Origin of the sequence: Flavobacterium geliluteum (genome assembly GCF_017948595.1) — a bacterium.
GTDB classification, from domain to species: Bacteria; Bacteroidota; Bacteroidia; order Flavobacteriales; family Flavobacteriaceae; genus Flavobacterium; species Flavobacterium flavipigmentatum.
Genome location: NZ_JAGFBV010000004.1, coordinates 22,760 through 38,412, shown reverse-complemented (window position 1 = coordinate 38,412; position 15,653 = coordinate 22,760). Strand labels below are relative to the sequence as shown.

The 15,653-nt window shown below is 35.0% G+C and carries 12 protein-coding genes; 9 read left to right on the top strand and 3 right to left on the bottom strand.

The features are described from left to right. Positions 1-25 precede the first annotated feature (25 nt). Positions 26-1,849 (bottom strand): T9SS type A sorting domain-containing protein, encoded by a 1,824-nt coding sequence (locus tag J3495_RS03340; RefSeq protein ID WP_210665158.1) that lies wholly within the window; start codon positions 1,847-1,849, stop codon positions 26-28. 74 nt (positions 1,850-1,923) lie between these two features. Beyond that, positions 1,924-2,103 (bottom strand): hypothetical protein, encoded by a 180-nt coding sequence (locus J3495_RS03335; protein ID WP_210665157.1) that lies wholly within the window; start codon positions 2,101-2,103, stop codon positions 1,924-1,926. 411 nt (positions 2,104-2,514) lie between these two features. On the opposite strand from J3495_RS03335, the gene J3495_RS03330 reads away from it, so the two are divergent. Then, positions 2,515-3,273, top strand: a complete 759-nt coding sequence (locus J3495_RS03330) for a phosphatase PAP2 family protein (protein WP_210665156.1) — start codon at positions 2,515-2,517, stop codon at positions 3,271-3,273. 70 nt (positions 3,274-3,343) lie between these two features. Here the strand turns inward: J3495_RS03330 and J3495_RS03325 are convergent, their stop codons facing one another. After that, positions 3,344-4,459, bottom strand: coding sequence for a Fe(II)-2OG oxygenase family protein (locus J3495_RS03325; RefSeq protein ID WP_210665155.1), 1,116 nt, complete (start codon positions 4,457-4,459; stop codon positions 3,344-3,346). A gap of 267 nt (positions 4,460-4,726) precedes the next feature. Here J3495_RS03325 and J3495_RS03320 point away from each other — a divergent pair, with 267 nt between their 5' ends. Genes J3495_RS03320 through J3495_RS03285 form a run of 8 tightly spaced genes read left to right on the top strand, consistent with a single transcriptional unit; the run spans position 4,727 to position 15,627 of the window. Next, a complete protein-coding gene (locus J3495_RS03320; protein ID WP_210665154.1) occupies positions 4,727-5,359 on the top strand; it encodes a nitroreductase family protein in 633 nt (210 codons plus the stop codon). Between the two features lie 30 nt (positions 5,360-5,389). Next, positions 5,390-6,910, top strand: coding sequence for a pyridoxal phosphate-dependent decarboxylase family protein (locus tag J3495_RS03315; RefSeq protein ID WP_210665153.1), 1,521 nt, complete (start codon positions 5,390-5,392; stop codon positions 6,908-6,910). Beyond that, positions 6,888-9,329: a GNAT family N-acetyltransferase gene (locus tag J3495_RS03310; RefSeq protein ID WP_210665152.1), complete on the top strand. Its 2,442-nt coding sequence runs from the start codon at positions 6,888-6,890 to the stop codon at positions 9,327-9,329. Before J3495_RS03315 ends, J3495_RS03310 begins: the two co-directional genes overlap by 23 nt. Positions 9,330-9,347: 18 nt before the next feature. Then, the gene (locus tag J3495_RS03305) at positions 9,348-10,700 is read left to right on the top strand and encodes a lysine N(6)-hydroxylase/L-ornithine N(5)-oxygenase family protein (protein ID WP_210665151.1); all 1,353 of its coding nucleotides are present in this window, start codon (positions 9,348-9,350) and stop codon (positions 10,698-10,700) included. Positions 10,701-10,712: 12 nt separating this feature from the next. Continuing rightward, the gene (locus J3495_RS03300) at positions 10,713-12,548 is read left to right on the top strand and encodes an IucA/IucC family protein (RefSeq protein WP_210665150.1); all 1,836 of its coding nucleotides are present in this window, start codon (positions 10,713-10,715) and stop codon (positions 12,546-12,548) included. Further along, entirely contained in the window at positions 12,545-13,951 is a 1,407-nt protein-coding gene (locus tag J3495_RS03295) for an MATE family efflux transporter (protein ID WP_210665149.1), read from the top strand. Before J3495_RS03300 ends, J3495_RS03295 begins: the two co-directional genes overlap by 4 nt. A gap of 29 nt (positions 13,952-13,980) precedes the next feature. Continuing rightward, a complete protein-coding gene (locus J3495_RS03290) occupies positions 13,981-14,223 on the top strand; it encodes an acyl carrier protein (RefSeq protein ID WP_210665148.1) in 243 nt (80 codons plus the stop codon). 12 nt (positions 14,224-14,235) lie between these two features. Next, positions 14,236-15,627: an AMP-binding protein gene (locus J3495_RS03285; RefSeq protein ID WP_210665147.1), complete on the top strand. Its 1,392-nt coding sequence runs from the start codon at positions 14,236-14,238 to the stop codon at positions 15,625-15,627. The last annotated feature ends 26 nt before the right edge of the window (positions 15,628-15,653 follow it).

Below are 15,653 nucleotides of genomic sequence, written 5' to 3'. Positions count from 1 at the left end.
TGAAAGTAAAATTTTAGAATTTTGATTATTGCATTCCTGAATTTGAGATAATAATCTTTTGAGTTATTTTTTCATTATCTGAAGTCACAAATGTGGCAATGTAAATTCCTGAACTCAGCCCCGAAGTAGAAAATGTATAATTTTGATCAGCTCCTAAGTTCTTTTGAGATAATATCGTCTTACCCAGAATATCAAACAATGCAAATGAAGATATGTTTTTATTATCAGGATTTGATACTTTCAAGACCTGATTAGTATTATCCTGAGAGATAAAAAAAGCATATTTTGTAAGATTATTAGTACTTAATGTCTGACTTGTAAAAGCAATTTTAAATCGCTCTCTATCAACTCCTGGCGGGATAGTAACTTCATAAGTTCCATTTTTAATATCATGGTATGTTGAGTTAGATCCATCAAACAAATAAATGTTTTGTGTAGGATCAAAATTTATAATTTCAGGAATATAAAATTTTAAAGTAGTACTGGTGGCAGCTTTTACTGTTAAAGGTATTTTTTTTGAAACATCAAAAGTAAGTCCTTGTATCACGTAGTTACCGTTTTCCAGCCAAAATGAAGCATCATTTGGAAGGCTTCCATCCATATTCAAAGCATCAATTCCGGCGTCTACGCCATCCGTTGCTTCTGGCAAAAACGCCAATGCAAGCTGTCTCGTAAATTGATTATTGATAATAGTATTTATTTTAAAATGCGAAATTTCTGCAACTGCTTCAGTAAGCTCACCTTTGCTTTCCGATTTATCAGTGGTTTTATTTTCTGATTTATTTTTTGAAGGTTTTGCAAATTGCGACAAACCAGCACCTTCGATATAATAAACTCTGTGGGCATTTTTAAAAGTAACCGAACCGTTTGCAGTACCATTTATTAAAAAACCCTGCCCAATAGGCGAATATTTTCTTTCTATCACCAAACCAGATGATGTTCCAGCGGTATTTAATGATCCATCAGGGTTATAGCTACTAAAAGTCGCCGCAGTATAAATTCCGTTTGAACCTAAAGTTCCAGGCGAATATGTTCCGTAACCTCCTCTATAAGCAGAAAGATAATGAGAATTTACTGTTTTGTCCTGTTCCCAAAAATAAGCCACACGCGTACAGGCACTATTTGTTGGATCTAATAAAAAGGCATTTAAATCTAATGCAGAAGGGTACGGATTTCCTGTTAAGGTTGCGGCATTCCCACTACCTACTGCTACCGTAATAGTCCCATCATTGGGTTTTCCTCTAAAATCATATCGCTGTAAGCCAGTTCCCGGATTGTTGACCACACCTGTACTTTCAGGATCTGTGGTATCTGTACCGCCTGTTCCTTTCATCGTAAAACCTTCTCCCGGAGCAATAGTGGTAGCACTTGCAACTTGTACCCATTGTGAGTAGTTATTTGCGTTGGTCAATTTGTAAATCCAATAAGGCGCTATTGCCAATGGACTTGCAGTTCCGTTGTAATTTCCTATAGGAAGAATCGTAGCTGGAGTTGCGAGAACCGAAGTAGTGGGACGATTTAATAAAGTGATTCCAAAATTGTTATTTACCGATGAAGAAGTCGGCTCACCAACAGGTGAACACCAATAATTATATTCAAAGTTGTCTGAGGTTCCTTCTTGGTAAACAGAAAGTATTCCTGTTCCCACGTTGGCAGATGATCCCGCTGTACCCTGTACCAACTGAGAATTATTTCTTAAATAAAGATTTGAATTGGTATCTAAGTTTAAATTCTGTCCGACATATAACACCTGACTTTTTACATAAACGGGTGTATTAGCACCAATAAAGAGCTGTGAATAGGCCTGTAACGAAATAAAAAAAGAAAATAAGAGTAATTTTGTTCTCATAATTTTTAATCTATTTTACATCAAAAATTAGATTTTAAATCAACCTAATTTTTAGTGTATTCTATTTAATTGATTTATCTTTTCTTACTGATGATGTAAGTTCCCAAAATAATACCGCCAATAAACAAAACACTTATCATACTATCTACTGGTAGTGGCGGCGGTGGTTCATCGGGTAAACCAGGTGGTGGCGGATTATCCGAAAAGCACCAAAAAGGAACTAAAACAAACAAAAGGATAAGAAATTTTTTCATTATTATTTTGGGGTTAAATTCGTTGTAATAGTGATGTAAGATTGTTGCGTAAAAAAAAAATAACCTAAGGGGTTATAAGGAAAAAAAAGAATTTCTTGAAAACGGCGTGTAGTAGTAATCTTTTGCTGCACTTCTATATAACTTCTTAAAAGTGAGTTACTCAAATTTACTAAAAAAAATAATTATTCTTACATCATTAAGTGTTAAAGTTTTATAATTCTCACCTGTTGTGTTTTTTTTGTAATCAAATATTTACACTAGTTGCATTTTTTAAAATGAGTTATTGAATTTTTTCTTTGTAAATTAAAAACCTTTTACATTTTTTAGGCAAAAGATTGCTATCTTAGTATTATTCTGAAATTAAAAAGTTCAATTTACTATGATCCCTCAGTTTAAATCACAAATTCAAGAATGAGAAAAATTATAATCATATCGTTTGTCTTTACTTCTTTGTGCAGTTGGTCTCAAAATCAGAAGGAAAACGACAGCATCAGTAGTGATACGGTACAAAATATTAAATACAGTTATAAACAACTTATTATTCCCGGCGTTTTGATAGGTTATGGTTTTTGGGGAATTGAAAGCGGTCAAATAAAAAGCTTCAATCACCAGATTCGCGAAGAAATTACAGAAAACATAGATCGCAAATTTTCTGTTGATGATTTTTCGAGATATGTACCTGCGCTTTCTGTTTATACTTTAAATGCTTTTGGAGTAAAAGGAAAAAATAACATCAGAGACCGATCGGTTATTTTAGGTACTTCACTTATTATCATGACAGGAACCGTTTTTGCATTAAAATCAATCACAAAAGCCGAACGACCTGACGGAACATCAAATGATTCTTTTCCTTCAGGTCATACTGCTGTAGCTTTTGCCGGTGCCGAATTTTTGTATCAGGAATACAAACACCAATCTATATGGTATGGTGTTGCAGGATACGCTGTTGCTGCTGGCACAGGAATCTTTAGAATGTACAATAACAGACACTGGCTCACAGATGTGGCGGCGGGTGCTGGTATCGGAATATTGAGTACTAAGGTAGCTTACTGGATGAATCCTTATTTGACCCGAAAACTTTTTGGAAATAAAGAAAACAACTCTACCTCTTTTTTAGCTCCAACTTATGATGGCAAAAATTTTGCTGTTAACTACATCAAAACATTTTAATTGCTATTAAAAAGGCTTCAAATATCGATTATTTTTTGAGTTTTAAATATTTATTTTCAATTAATAAAAGCTATTCTAGATTAAAAACATTTCCTAAATGTTCTTCCATAATAAACGATGGATCATGAGTTTGCGTCACCGACCTTATATGAATTAAACTAGTTTTACTCATCATCCTGAGCATCTGGCGACGTTCGCACTTTATAATTTTTCCGTTCTCTTCGCGTTGTCCGGCAACAAAAGCACTTCTGCCATGAGCACACAAATGATTGTTGACAAAGATTACATCTCCAGAATTTGGAATGTAATCACTATTGATAAACTCTTTAGCTTCGTTCCAAAATTCTGTCAAATTATAAAGAGCTTCCGGAGTTTGTCCTGCATTTTCGTTGAAGATTTGTTCGGCAGCGTCAAAACGAATAAAGGGAAGCTGTTTATTTCCATATAAAACCGAAGCCGTTGGTCCTGAAACGACTTGCTTATCGCAATAATTGGCATCTTTTGGACATTGATAGATAGGATCAAACAACTTTTGCATAGTTTCATTAACTTTTCCATGAGAACGAATAGAATATAGTGTAGAAGGAACTCTTTCTTCATTTCTTAGATAAAGAAAACTTAAAAAATCAGCTTGATGAAGTAAAAAAGCATCTTCTGTATGCACATATAAATCTGTTTTGGACCCAGATCCCGTTTGTGTTACTGCCATTTTTTCATCCGGAATTACAGCATGCAAGAGTCCTCCACCCTTTCGTTGCGCATAATATTGCACTGGTTTAGAAGGTACAGCGCCATGAAGAAGCGAACAAATAAAACCGTATTTATTCAATTTTGCATAATCCGTTTCTTGCCAGTTTGGAGGAGTTGGTCCCAACTCTTCTTGGTCAACCTCTAAAAGTCCCTGAAAAACAATTGCGCCATATTGATTTGCTGAAAAATCACTTCCAAAGTGACTTAAGATTCTACTAATTCGTTCCGGAAGCAATTGAAAAGCTTGAAGATGGAGTGCTGCGATATAATCTGGATTTTCGTAATTGCCAAATGCTTTTACTAAAAGATTACCAACATTTGATAAAATATTCCTTTCCTGAGACGTTACCACTACGATTAATGGTTTTGTAGGAATGTCAAAATGTAAATTAGTTTTTGCAGGTCTTTCTTCTGCAACAATAGTTTGTGATTTCATTTTTTTAACTCGTTTTATAGTTATTAAAAGATAGAGGAATTAACAAAAAATAATTATTAATCAGTATTATAATAAATAATTAGCTACTAATTAAACATTGCTATGTACGTCCATTCGTATAAAATTTTCATATTTATTTTTTTTATTGATATTAATTTATACATTTGTTTTTCATTATTCTTATTTATTCTAAATAGTAATTACTTACAAATATATTTTTATTTAATCTAAATAAAAAGAAAATAGTTAAAAAAAATCAAAATATATATGAAAATTAAAGACAATCCCAGTAAAAACAATAGCTCCGAATATTCTGAAAAATTAAATAAAATTTCGAAGAATATTCGTAAAAGGAGAAGTGTTTTCGCCAATGACTTTATTAAAAAAGAGTTACCCGAAAAACTGCTTGAAGAAATACTAATTAATGCTACTTGGGCACCAACTCATAAAATGACAGAGCCTTGGAGGTTTATTGTTTTTAGAGAAAAATATCTAAAAGAATATGGCCAATATATGGCGCATTATTACAAAGATTTTTATGATGAATTATCTGCCGAAGCCAAGAAGGAAAAGCTAAATTATCTCGCAAACTACCCATTAAATGCTGCTTGCCTTATTGGTGTGATTATGGTGCGAAATACAAAAATTGATTTGCCAGAATGGGAAGAGATTGCCGCAATATCTTCGGCGGTACAAAATATAGCACTTACCTGCACTGCTCATAAAATAGGCAGTTATTGGAGCACCAAGCAAGTAGCCCTTGATTATGTAGCCCAATTTGGTCTTGCAGCAAATGAAAAGTCACTTGGGCTTCTCTATCTGGGCTATTATCCAGAAAACCTCAAGTCATCTAGTAAGAAAAGAACGCCTTTATCCAAAAAAGTAATCTATCTCGAATAAATATAACTAAAATCCTTAAACAATTATTTTATGAACAACACATTGATCCATAAGGAAGAGTCTGTAAAAGTACCTCTTATTAACGAAGATTTCTACAAAGACATTTTTCACCAGAATTCTGGAGCTGAATATGCTCAGGCTGTAAAATTAGCACAAGAACGTGTTGCTAATTTCTTAAAAAACAATCGTAAACCTTTTAGCGGAATAAGACCTGAAGAAATTCGGACAAAAGTCGAACAAATAGATTTGGCATCCCCTCTACCGGATTATGAAAGTTTGCTTAATGAAGTTGATGAGCTTTATGTTAAACATGCTACCGCTTATCACCTTCCGGAGTATATCGCACACTTAAATTGCCCTGTTGTAATACCAGCATTAGCAGCAGAAATACTTATAAGTGCTATAAATTCTTCGCAAGATACTTACGATCAAAGTGCTGGCGGAACTTTTATAGAGCGCAAATTAATTGATTGGACAAGTGAACAAATTGGGTACAGAGAAGGCGATGGTATTTTTACTGCTGGTGGCTCTCAAAGCAATTTAATGGGGTTGCTTTTGGCTCGAGATTATTATGCTTTACACTATCAAAAACAGAATATCAAATTGGATGGTCTTCCTTCAGATGCCTCAAAATTTAGAATTTTTGTTTCAGATAAAGCCCATTTTAGCAATCATAAAAATGCTTGGATTTTAGGTCTTGGAGAACAATCTATCGTACATGTGGGAGTTGATCACAGATATCGTATGAACCCGGAAGAGCTAGAAAAAGCGATTGCTGACGAAATAGAAAAAGGAAATATTCCGATTGCAATCACTGCTACTGCGGGAACTACAGATTTTGGAAATGTTGATCCGCTAATAGCGATTGCAGACATTGCCGGTCGATATAATTTATGGCTTCATGTAGATGCTGCTTATGGTTGCGGATTGCTTTTGACCGACAAACACCGTCACCTTTTAAACGGTATCGAACTAGCCGATTCAGTAACTATTGATTACCATAAATCATTTTTTCAGCCTATTAGCAGTAGTGCTTTTATTGTAAAAAACAAATTGCACCTCAATATCATTAAGCATCATGCTGATTATTTAAATCCAAAAGAGCAAAATTACGACGCACTTCCGGCTCAAATCAACAAATCGATTATACAAAGTACACGTCGTTTTGATGCGCTGAAATTATGGTTTACGCTTCGCTACATGGGCAAAGAAAAACTAGGACAGTTTACAGACACTATTATCGAAACAACCCAAAAAACAGCAGAATATATAGAATCTGACCAAAAATTTGAGCTTTTGTGCCACTCAGATATGGGGGTTTTGGTGTTCAGATATCTTGGAGATTCAGCAAAAAATAGCTCTTGTAAAGTCAATCAGTATATCAAAGAAAAACTCTTTTTTAGCGGAGAAGTTTTAGTAGCCAGTACCAAAGTAAACGGAGAATTCTATTTGAAGTTTACCATTTTTAATCCCATAACTACCCTTAGTGATATTAAAAAAATTCTTAACCTCATAAAACAAAACGGAGATGAATACTACGGACTTAACTAATTTTCCCCAAGCGGCAGAAGAGATAAATTTTAAATCTCTGCTCAATTGTTATTGCCGGGAATTCAATAATTGGAGCCGTTACGAAGGTATTCCAAGGTACGACCAGACATTAGCCGATTGTATGCAAACGATAGGTCATACCTCTTTTATGAGATTTGATTTTGCGTCTATTAGCCAGGAAGTTTTTGCGCCTTTGACTTATTTTTCAGAGAGTGGCGTGCATTCTTTTGGTTTCCCTGTTGTGGTTCGTGATGTTGCTACAGAAAAGATTACTGCAATAGATCCGTTACAATTTACGGAACTCGTAGCTGCATACAGCACCGAAAATTATCCTGATATTGATTCTTTGCCAACAAAAGAGCGTTTAAAAAATAGTATTGATAATCTTGCGCTATATCTATCGCATTATAAAAATAGTGATCATGCCGCCAATACTATTGAGCAAACCTTTATTGAAGCAGAACAATCCCTTATTTTAGGACATACCGTACATCCTTTGCCAAAAAGTAGAGAAGGATTTACAAATGAAGAACTCCAAAAATATTCTCCGGAAACCAGAGGTGAATTTCCTCTACACTTTTTCTTAATTCATCCCGAAAATGTACATGAAAAAAGCGCTGTAGATTATTTAATTACAGACTATTTAAAAAAAGAAATTCTAAAGTACGCAGATCCTGCAAGCAAAGGATTACTAGGTCGCTACCCAAATTATAAAGTGGTACCAACTCATCCTTGGGAAGCTCAATATTTATTGAATCTGACCGAAGTAAAGGAAATGCAGACAAAAGAAATTCTATTTAGTCTCGGGGAGTTTGGTCCCTCCTACACCGCTACATCCTCTGTTCGGACGGTTTATAATGCCGAAAGTGAATGGATGTACAAATTCTCTTTGCATGTAAAAATCACCAATTCGTTTCGTGTTAATTATCTTCATGAATTAAATCGTGGTTACGATGCAGCAGAACTCATGAAAACAGATTGGGGAAAAGGCATTCAAAAAGACTATCCTCAAATAGAACTTATTACTGATCCTGCTTTTATTACGGTTACTTACGAGGGTAAAACTATTGATGGTTTTAGCACTAGCGTTCGCCAAAATCCTTTTAGTGGAGTCAATGTCAACAAAAATGTAACGATGATTGCCTCTCTTTGTCAGGATGGTATTTTAGGCGAATCTCCGCGAATTCTCAATATTATTAATGAAGCTGCGAAGAAACGAGATGCAACGGTAGCTGATACTGCGCTTTTATGGTTTAAACACTATTTAGATATTAGTCTGAAACCGCTAATAGGTATTTTTAATCAATACGGATTTGGAGCTGAGTTTCATCAGCAAAATATGCTTGTCGAGTTTGACGAAAATCTTTTTCCTTCAAAGCTTTATTTTAGAGACAATCAGGGCTATTTTTTCCGTGAAGGAATAGTAGAAAAACTGGAGGAATTGATTCCTGGTTTTGGTAAAGAAAGCAGATCTTTTATTGCCGAAACTAAAATTATTAATCTCTGGGGATATTATTTGTTGGTAAATCATTTATTCGGAATTGTAAATGCTTTTGGTAAAAATAAACTTGCCGAAGAAAGCACACTTCTTAGTTTGATATATGAAACGATAAAAGAGGAAGCCAAATCTGATACCACGGGTTTGGTTGCTCAGCTCACAAATAGTGTAAAGTTGATGGTAAAAGGCAATTTGCTAACAAGCCTGAACAACATGGACGAAGCAAGTGCTCCGAGAACAAATCCTGCAGTTTACAAAACGTATCCAAATCCTTTAAACAAATCCTTTTTTTCTAAAAAAATGATTAATCCAGAAGGAAAGGAATCTGTTTTCAGCAGGTATTTTGAAAAGGAAAATGTAACAATCACATTACGACCTGTAGATATTGATAAAGATCTGGAGATGCTTCACGAATGGTTTCATCGCGAGCACGCGCTAAAAATCTGGCAAATGAATTGGACAATACGCAAATTAGAAGCTTATTATCGCACGCTTCTTCCGGGAGATCACGCACATAGTTACATAGGTGAAGCCAACGGTGTTCCAACTTTTAATATTGAAGTGTACTGGGTATGCCGCGACATATTGGGCGAATATTATGATGTGAAACCCTCAGATTACGGCACGCATCAATTTATTGCGCCGGTTGATCCTAAACTAAAATATGGTTCGCCAGCCACGCAATCTATGATGGATTTTGTATGGGCAGAGTCAAAAGTAGGTAGAATGGTTGGTGAAGGTGCTGTAGATTCGATCGCATCGATGATGAACAAAGCTCATGTAGGATTTAAAATTGATAAAGTTATCGAAATGCCTCATAAAACTGCCAATCTAAACTTTTGCTACAGAGAATGGTATTGGGCAAAATTTCCTGCCGCAAAAGATTTTCAAAATAATCCAATAATTGCCTCTCAAGTTTAATCCTTAAACAAAATAACAATGCATACAGAAAAAATATATTCGGTTATAGGGATCGGGATCGGCCCTTTCAATCTTGGTATGGCGGCTTTAATAGAGCCCGTAGAAGAATTAACATCATTATTTTTTGATCAGTCTGAAAGCTTTGACTGGCATCCTGGATTAATGTTAAATAACGCAACGCTTCAAGTTCCTTTTTTGGCAGATTTGGTAACAATGGCAGACCCTACGAGCAAATATAGTTTTCTTAATTTTATTAAAGAAAGCGGACGTTTATATCCTTTTTACATTAGAGAAAATTTCTTTATTTACAGAAGAGAATATAACGAATATTGTAAATGGGTGGCGTCTCAATTAACCAATTGCAAATTCTCACATAAAGTAGTTGCTATAAATCATACAAATGATTTGTATGAAATTATAGTTAGAAACACAAAAACATCTGAAACAACTACATATTATTCTCAGAAAATTGTTTTAGGAACTGGAACTTCACCGTATCTACCTGATTTTATTGATAATGAAGCATTTCCAAATGTAATTCATGCATCAAAATATTTATACTATAAATCGCATATCCCAAAAAACGCCACTGTTAGTATTATTGGTTCTGGACAAAGTGCTGCAGAAATATTTCGTGATCTTTTACCTGAAACTCAAAACGGATTGCAACTAAAATGGTTTACCCGTTCTTCGCATTTCTTCCCACTTGATAATAAGTCAAAACTAACTTTAGAACTTACTTCACCAGAATATATTGATCATTTTCATAGTTTGTCTGATGAAAAGAGAAAACGACTTTTGGCCAGACAACACGGGCTTTATAAAGGTATAGATCAGGAATTAATAAACGAAATTTTTGATAGTTTATACGAAATGAGTCTGGAAGATACTCCTCTAAACGTAGAATTACGTTCTAATATGCGCCTGACTTCTGTAAAAGAAACTGTCGATGGTTCTTATAATCTGGATTTTGTTCATACAGAACTTGATGCACCTTATGACGATCAGAGTGATTGCATTATTTTGGCAACAGGTTATAAATACAAAGAACCAGCGATTCTGTCAGGAATTGAAGGAAAGATCAATCGTTTGGAAAAAGGTTTATTTAATGTTCATCGAAATTACACAATTGATAAAAACGGGACGGATATTTTTGTGCAGAATGCAGAACTTCATACACATGGTCTCTCTACGCCTGATTTAGGAATGGGAGCTTACAGAAATTCGTGTATTATCAATCAACTTGCAAATCGTGAAGTCTATAAGGTAGAAAAACGAATTGCTTTTCAACAGTTTGGTGTACAAAAAATTACAAAAGAGTTTACAGAGGCAAATGTTATCGAATTGGTAAACGAGTCATTAAACCATTAAAATTGAATTACAATGATAATTTCAGAAAATATATTCACAGGCGCACAGCATCTTAATGCTCCTATTTGGAACAAAGTAAATCGAAACCTGTTGGCCAAAAGCATTGCAGAATTGATACGAGAGGATTTGGCAAAGCCCGAAATAATTGGCAAAGATGAGAATGAACTTACCCATTTTATATTAGCAACAGATAAAGAAAATATTCATTATCGCTTTTCTGCGTATCCGAGGTTTCTTAATTATTGGCATATTGTTGCAGAAAGTATTCACAAAATAGAAAATGGGCAACAATTAGAACATGTAGACGTACCTAATTTCTTTATCGAACTTCAAGAGACTTTTGGAGTCAATTCTTTTACACTTGCCCACTATGTTGAAGAACTATTGCATACTTTATATGCTGATGCTTTCATTCATTCAAAGCGTCGTTTGTCTGCAGCAAAACTAGCAGATGCTGATTTTCAAACTATAGAACACAGCCTTGATGGGCATCCGTGGGTAATTGTTAATAAAGGCCGAATTGGTTTTGATTCAGAAGATCATAAAAATTTTGCACCAGAGTCGGGTCAAAAAACACGTTTGGTCTGGATGGCGGCTCATAAAAACAGAGCCAATATACAGCTGCAAACCGATATGAATGAGCATGATTTTTATGAAAACGAAATAGGTTCTGAAAAAATTAATAGTTTTAAAAATAAGTTAATCCAATCTGGTGTAAATCCTGATGATTATATTTTTATTCCGGTACATTTGTGGCAATGGCAACATAAACTGGTCATGCAGTTTTCGCACGATATTGCTTCAAAAAAGCTAATTCCGTTAGACCTTTCAGACGATATTTACAGTCCTCAACAAAGTATTCGCACCTTTTTTAATTACAGCAAACCACACAAACATTATGTAAAAACTTCAATGTCGATACTGAACACAAGCCACATCAGAGGGCTGTGTCCGAAACAATTATCGATAGCACCACGTCTTACAGAATATATTAAAGAGATACTTAAAAAAGATCTTCATTTGCAAAATATGGGTGTTGTGTTGTTAGGCGAAATAGTTTCGGTAACGTATACGCATCCTAGTTACAGTAAAATTGAAAATCCGCCTTATCAATACAATGAATATTTAGGGGCAATGTGGCGAGAAAGCCCTATCAATTTTCTAAAACATGGAGAAAATTTAATGACAATGGCAGCCTTGCTTTATGTAGATGATCATGGCCAAAGTCTTATTGCGGAATTGATAACAAAATCAGGACTTTCTACAGAACAATGGTTAAAATCATATATGAGAGCCTACCTTAAACCTGTACTTCAAATTTATTACCAGCATTCTTTGTGTATCGATCCTCACGGACAAAATGTGATTCTAATTCTAAAAGATTATGTGCCAACGCGTATCGCTTTGCAGGATTTTGTGGGAGATATTTTAATCAATGAAGAAGGAAAGAAAAAACTACCGCAGGAGTTTATAGATAACATGTTTAATGCTTCTCCAAACCCTGAAAATGCGCCGTTAGTAATCCTGATTGCCGTTTTTGATGCTTTTTTTAGATACCAGAGTGATGTATTAATAACAACTGCCAATTATTCAGAAGTTTCTTTTTGGAATTGCGTTTACGACATTATTTTAGAGTTTCAGGAAGAGCATCCAGAGCTACAGGAGATGTTTGAGAAGTATAATTTATTGATACCAGAATTCAAACGTCTCATTTTTAATAGCCGACGTTTATTTAATGGTTATGAAGAAACAGCTGGTTTTCCACACATGAAAAAAAGTGGTTTTATTCCAAATCCATTGTTTCAATTGGTGAATAAAGAATTATTAATAGTAAAGGAAAATTCATGAAAGAAGCGATTCTAAAAACACGCTCTTTCTTGGGGCTTATAAGTCGCTCGCTCTCAGGAACTGAAACTAATTTTACATCTGGGAGTATCAATAAAGCCATTATTCTATTGTCTGTACCAATGGTAGCAGAACTGCTAATGGAATCTTTATTTGTTTGTTCCAATCTTTTTTTTGTGAGTAGATTAGGCACTTCTGCCATTTCGATTGCGGGAGCAACTACGACATTTATTACCTTTTGTTACTCAGTTTCAATAGGTCTTGGTATTGCGGCATCGGCCATGATTTCGAGAAGAATAGGTGAAAAAGAGTTCAAAATTGCAGGTCAAACCGCCATGCAGGTTATTTATGTAACAACACCAATAGCGATAATTATTAGTCTCGTTTGTTCGATATGGGCAACCGATATCATGAGCGCAATGGGACTTTCTAAAGCAATGGTTGAGGAAGGAAAATGGTATGGCATGGTCATGTTTGCTTCAAGCGGATTTTTGATTCTGCGAATAGTAATAAACGGCATATTTCGTGGAGCCGGCGATGCTTCTACTGCGATGAGAATCCTTTGGCTTTCGAACGCCTTAAATATTGTATTGTGCCCCCTGTTTATTTTTGGATGGGGGCCAATTCCTGCTTACGGTTTACTAGGAGTAGGTTTAGCGACCTTAATTGCCAGAGTTATCGGCGTGATTTATCAGGCCTGGTATTTGGTAAAAGGCAAAACGGTGCTTAGAATTGCTAAGGCTCAGCTCCTATTCGATTTGGCTATTTTTAAAAGAGTAGTAAAACTGGCTTTTGGCGGCACCGTTCAATTTATTATTCCTGCTTCAAGCTGGGTATTTATGATAAAAATTATGTCTCATTTTGGAGAAAATGCATTGGCAGGTTATATTTTGGCTCAAAGGGTAGCCTCAATAGCAACAATGCCAGCATGGGGACTCGGGAATGCAGCTGGAATTTTGACCGGACAAAACCTAGGAGCCAAACAACCTGAGAGAGCCGAAAAATCTGTATGGAGAGCCGGAATGCTCAATATGGGATTCCTTATTTTAATCGGGATTTGCTGGATTTTCATGGCAGCTCCCGTAGTGAAGTTTTTTACAGATATTCCAGAAGTTATCTCTTTCAGCACAAGGTACATTCATTTTATTTCGATAGCCTACATTTTGTTAGGCTACACGATGGTCATCTCCAGGGCGCTCAACGCTGCGGGCGAAGTCAAGGTGGTAACATGGCTTTATATTTTAATGTTTTACATCGTTCAGATTCCGCTGGCCTATTCGTTAGGAATTGCTTTTGAGTTAGGGGCAAATGGTGTTTTTACAGCCATCCTTCTGTCAGAAATTGTATTGGCTGTAGCCTGTATTATTGTCTTTCGTAAAGGAAAATGGAAACATACCAAAGTTTAATAAAATATCAATTTAAATACTAAAAAAAGATGAATACAATAGCACAATTACACCACGTATTTGCAAGAGCGTTTGAAATACCTGTTGAATCGGTAAACGACCAACTAGAATATCAGGCAATAGTAGAATGGGATTCTATGAGTCATCTCGTACTAATTGAAGAACTAGAAAGCACGTATAAAATCTCAATAGAAATGGAAGATATTCTAGAAATGAGCAGTGTTGAAAAAATAAAAATAGTCCTTAAGAAATACGGATTTGAAATTAATTAGAAACCCAAAGCTATGGAATTATACCATTTAATATCAGAAAATAAAAATTTAATTTTTACCGATGCTACAACTGGATTTTCTAAAACTATAAAAGAAATGCATCAATCGCTGGAGATCGAAAACCTTCGTTCTGTTGTGTTTATTTACAATGATAATCAGTTACCAGCCGTTGAAACTTTTTTAAATTTTTACCAAAGCCGTTTTACCATTGCTTTATTAGGATTGGGAGTGAATGTTGAATTTAAAGAAAATTTAGAAAAAAATTATACGCCTTATTATATTTACGATCCGTCAAGAAGCGAAATTGAAGGATATAAGGTTGTTGATGCATCACGTACAATACAATTATTCAAACGTATTGAAAATGCTATCTACCCGATACATCCAAAAGTTAAACTCTTGCTGAGCACTTCTGGAACAACAGGATCACCTAAATTTGTGCGATTGTCTGATGAAAATCTTGTTGAAAATGCACAATCGATTTTGGATTATCTGCCTGTTAAAAGTGATGATGTGGTACCGCTCAATGTTCCGATAAATTCTGTTTACGGATTATCGATATTTAATACCAATTGTATAAAAGCACATCAAATTGTCTGTACCGACAAAGATGTTTTTAAGAAGGAATTTTGGCATGACTTGAAAAATTTTGGCTATTCTACGCTAGGTGGCGTGCCTTATTTTTATGAAATGCTTCAAAGTATAGGTTTTTTTAAAAAAGACTATCCAGCATTACGCTATTTTACGCATGGAGGCGGCATTATCAATCATAAATTAATCGAAGTCATTTCTGAATATACCGAGAAATATGGTAAAAAGTTTTTTGCACAATATGGTCAGACCGAAGCGAGCGGACGTATGGCTTTTTTGCCACCTGAAGACTTACTCAGAAAAAGAGCTTCAATTGGACGCCCGATTCAAAATGGGCGCTTTGAGATTGAAGAAAATACTTCGGAACTCATTTATTATGGTCCTAATATTTTTGGCGGTTATGCCGAAAGAAGGGCAGATTTACAATTTTATCATCAGGAAGAAAAACTGCATACCGGCGATCAGGCACGAAAAGATGATGAAGGTTATTATTACATAACAGGGAGATTAAAACGAATTGTCAAATTATTTGGCAGCCGTATTAATTTAGACGAAATCGAACTTCTTTTAAAAGACACTTTCGGTGGAAAAACCTTTATTTGCTTGGATCTGAATGATAAACATTTAGCTGTTTTGTACACAGATGCTAATTTGAATAGAGAAATAATGGTACAAACCTTAAAAACAAAATTGCATTTGCATGCGAGTTCTGTAAAAATAATTCACATAACTGATGTACCATTGACGGTTAATGGAAAAGTAAATTACCCGCTTATCAAAGAATCTTTAGAATCTGAGATACTGGTACAATAGAACCATTGATTTATAAAAAAAATCAC

What these genes read in the sequence shown, in the direction of transcription:
- J3495_RS03290 (WP_210665148.1), top strand. Translation starts at nt 13,981, where the DNA reads ATGAATACAATAGCACAATTACACCACGTATTTGCAAGAGCGTTTGAA.
- J3495_RS03330 (WP_210665156.1), top strand. Translation starts at nt 2,515, where the DNA reads ATGAGAAAAATTATAATCATATCGTTTGTCTTTACTTCTTTGTGCAGT.
- J3495_RS03320 (WP_210665154.1), top strand. Translation starts at nt 4,727, where the DNA reads ATGAAAATTAAAGACAATCCCAGTAAAAACAATAGCTCCGAATATTCT.
- J3495_RS03285 (WP_210665147.1), top strand. Translation starts at nt 14,236, where the DNA reads ATGGAATTATACCATTTAATATCAGAAAATAAAAATTTAATTTTTACC.
- J3495_RS03310 (WP_210665152.1), top strand. Translation starts at nt 6,888, where the DNA reads ATGAATACTACGGACTTAACTAATTTTCCCCAAGCGGCAGAAGAGATA.
- J3495_RS03300 (WP_210665150.1), top strand. Translation starts at nt 10,713, where the DNA reads ATGATAATTTCAGAAAATATATTCACAGGCGCACAGCATCTTAATGCT.
- J3495_RS03325 (WP_210665155.1), bottom strand. Translation starts at nt 4,459, where the DNA reads ATGAAATCACAAACTATTGTTGCAGAAGAAAGACCTGCAAAAACTAAT.
- J3495_RS03335 (WP_210665157.1), bottom strand. Translation starts at nt 2,103, where the DNA reads ATGAAAAAATTTCTTATCCTTTTGTTTGTTTTAGTTCCTTTTTGGTGC.
- J3495_RS03315 (WP_210665153.1), top strand. Translation starts at nt 5,390, where the DNA reads ATGAACAACACATTGATCCATAAGGAAGAGTCTGTAAAAGTACCTCTT.
- J3495_RS03340 (WP_210665158.1), bottom strand. Translation starts at nt 1,849, where the DNA reads ATGAGAACAAAATTACTCTTATTTTCTTTTTTTATTTCGTTACAGGCC.
- J3495_RS03305 (WP_210665151.1), top strand. Translation starts at nt 9,348, where the DNA reads ATGCATACAGAAAAAATATATTCGGTTATAGGGATCGGGATCGGCCCT.
- J3495_RS03295 (WP_210665149.1), top strand. Translation starts at nt 12,545, where the DNA reads ATGAAAGAAGCGATTCTAAAAACACGCTCTTTCTTGGGGCTTATAAGT.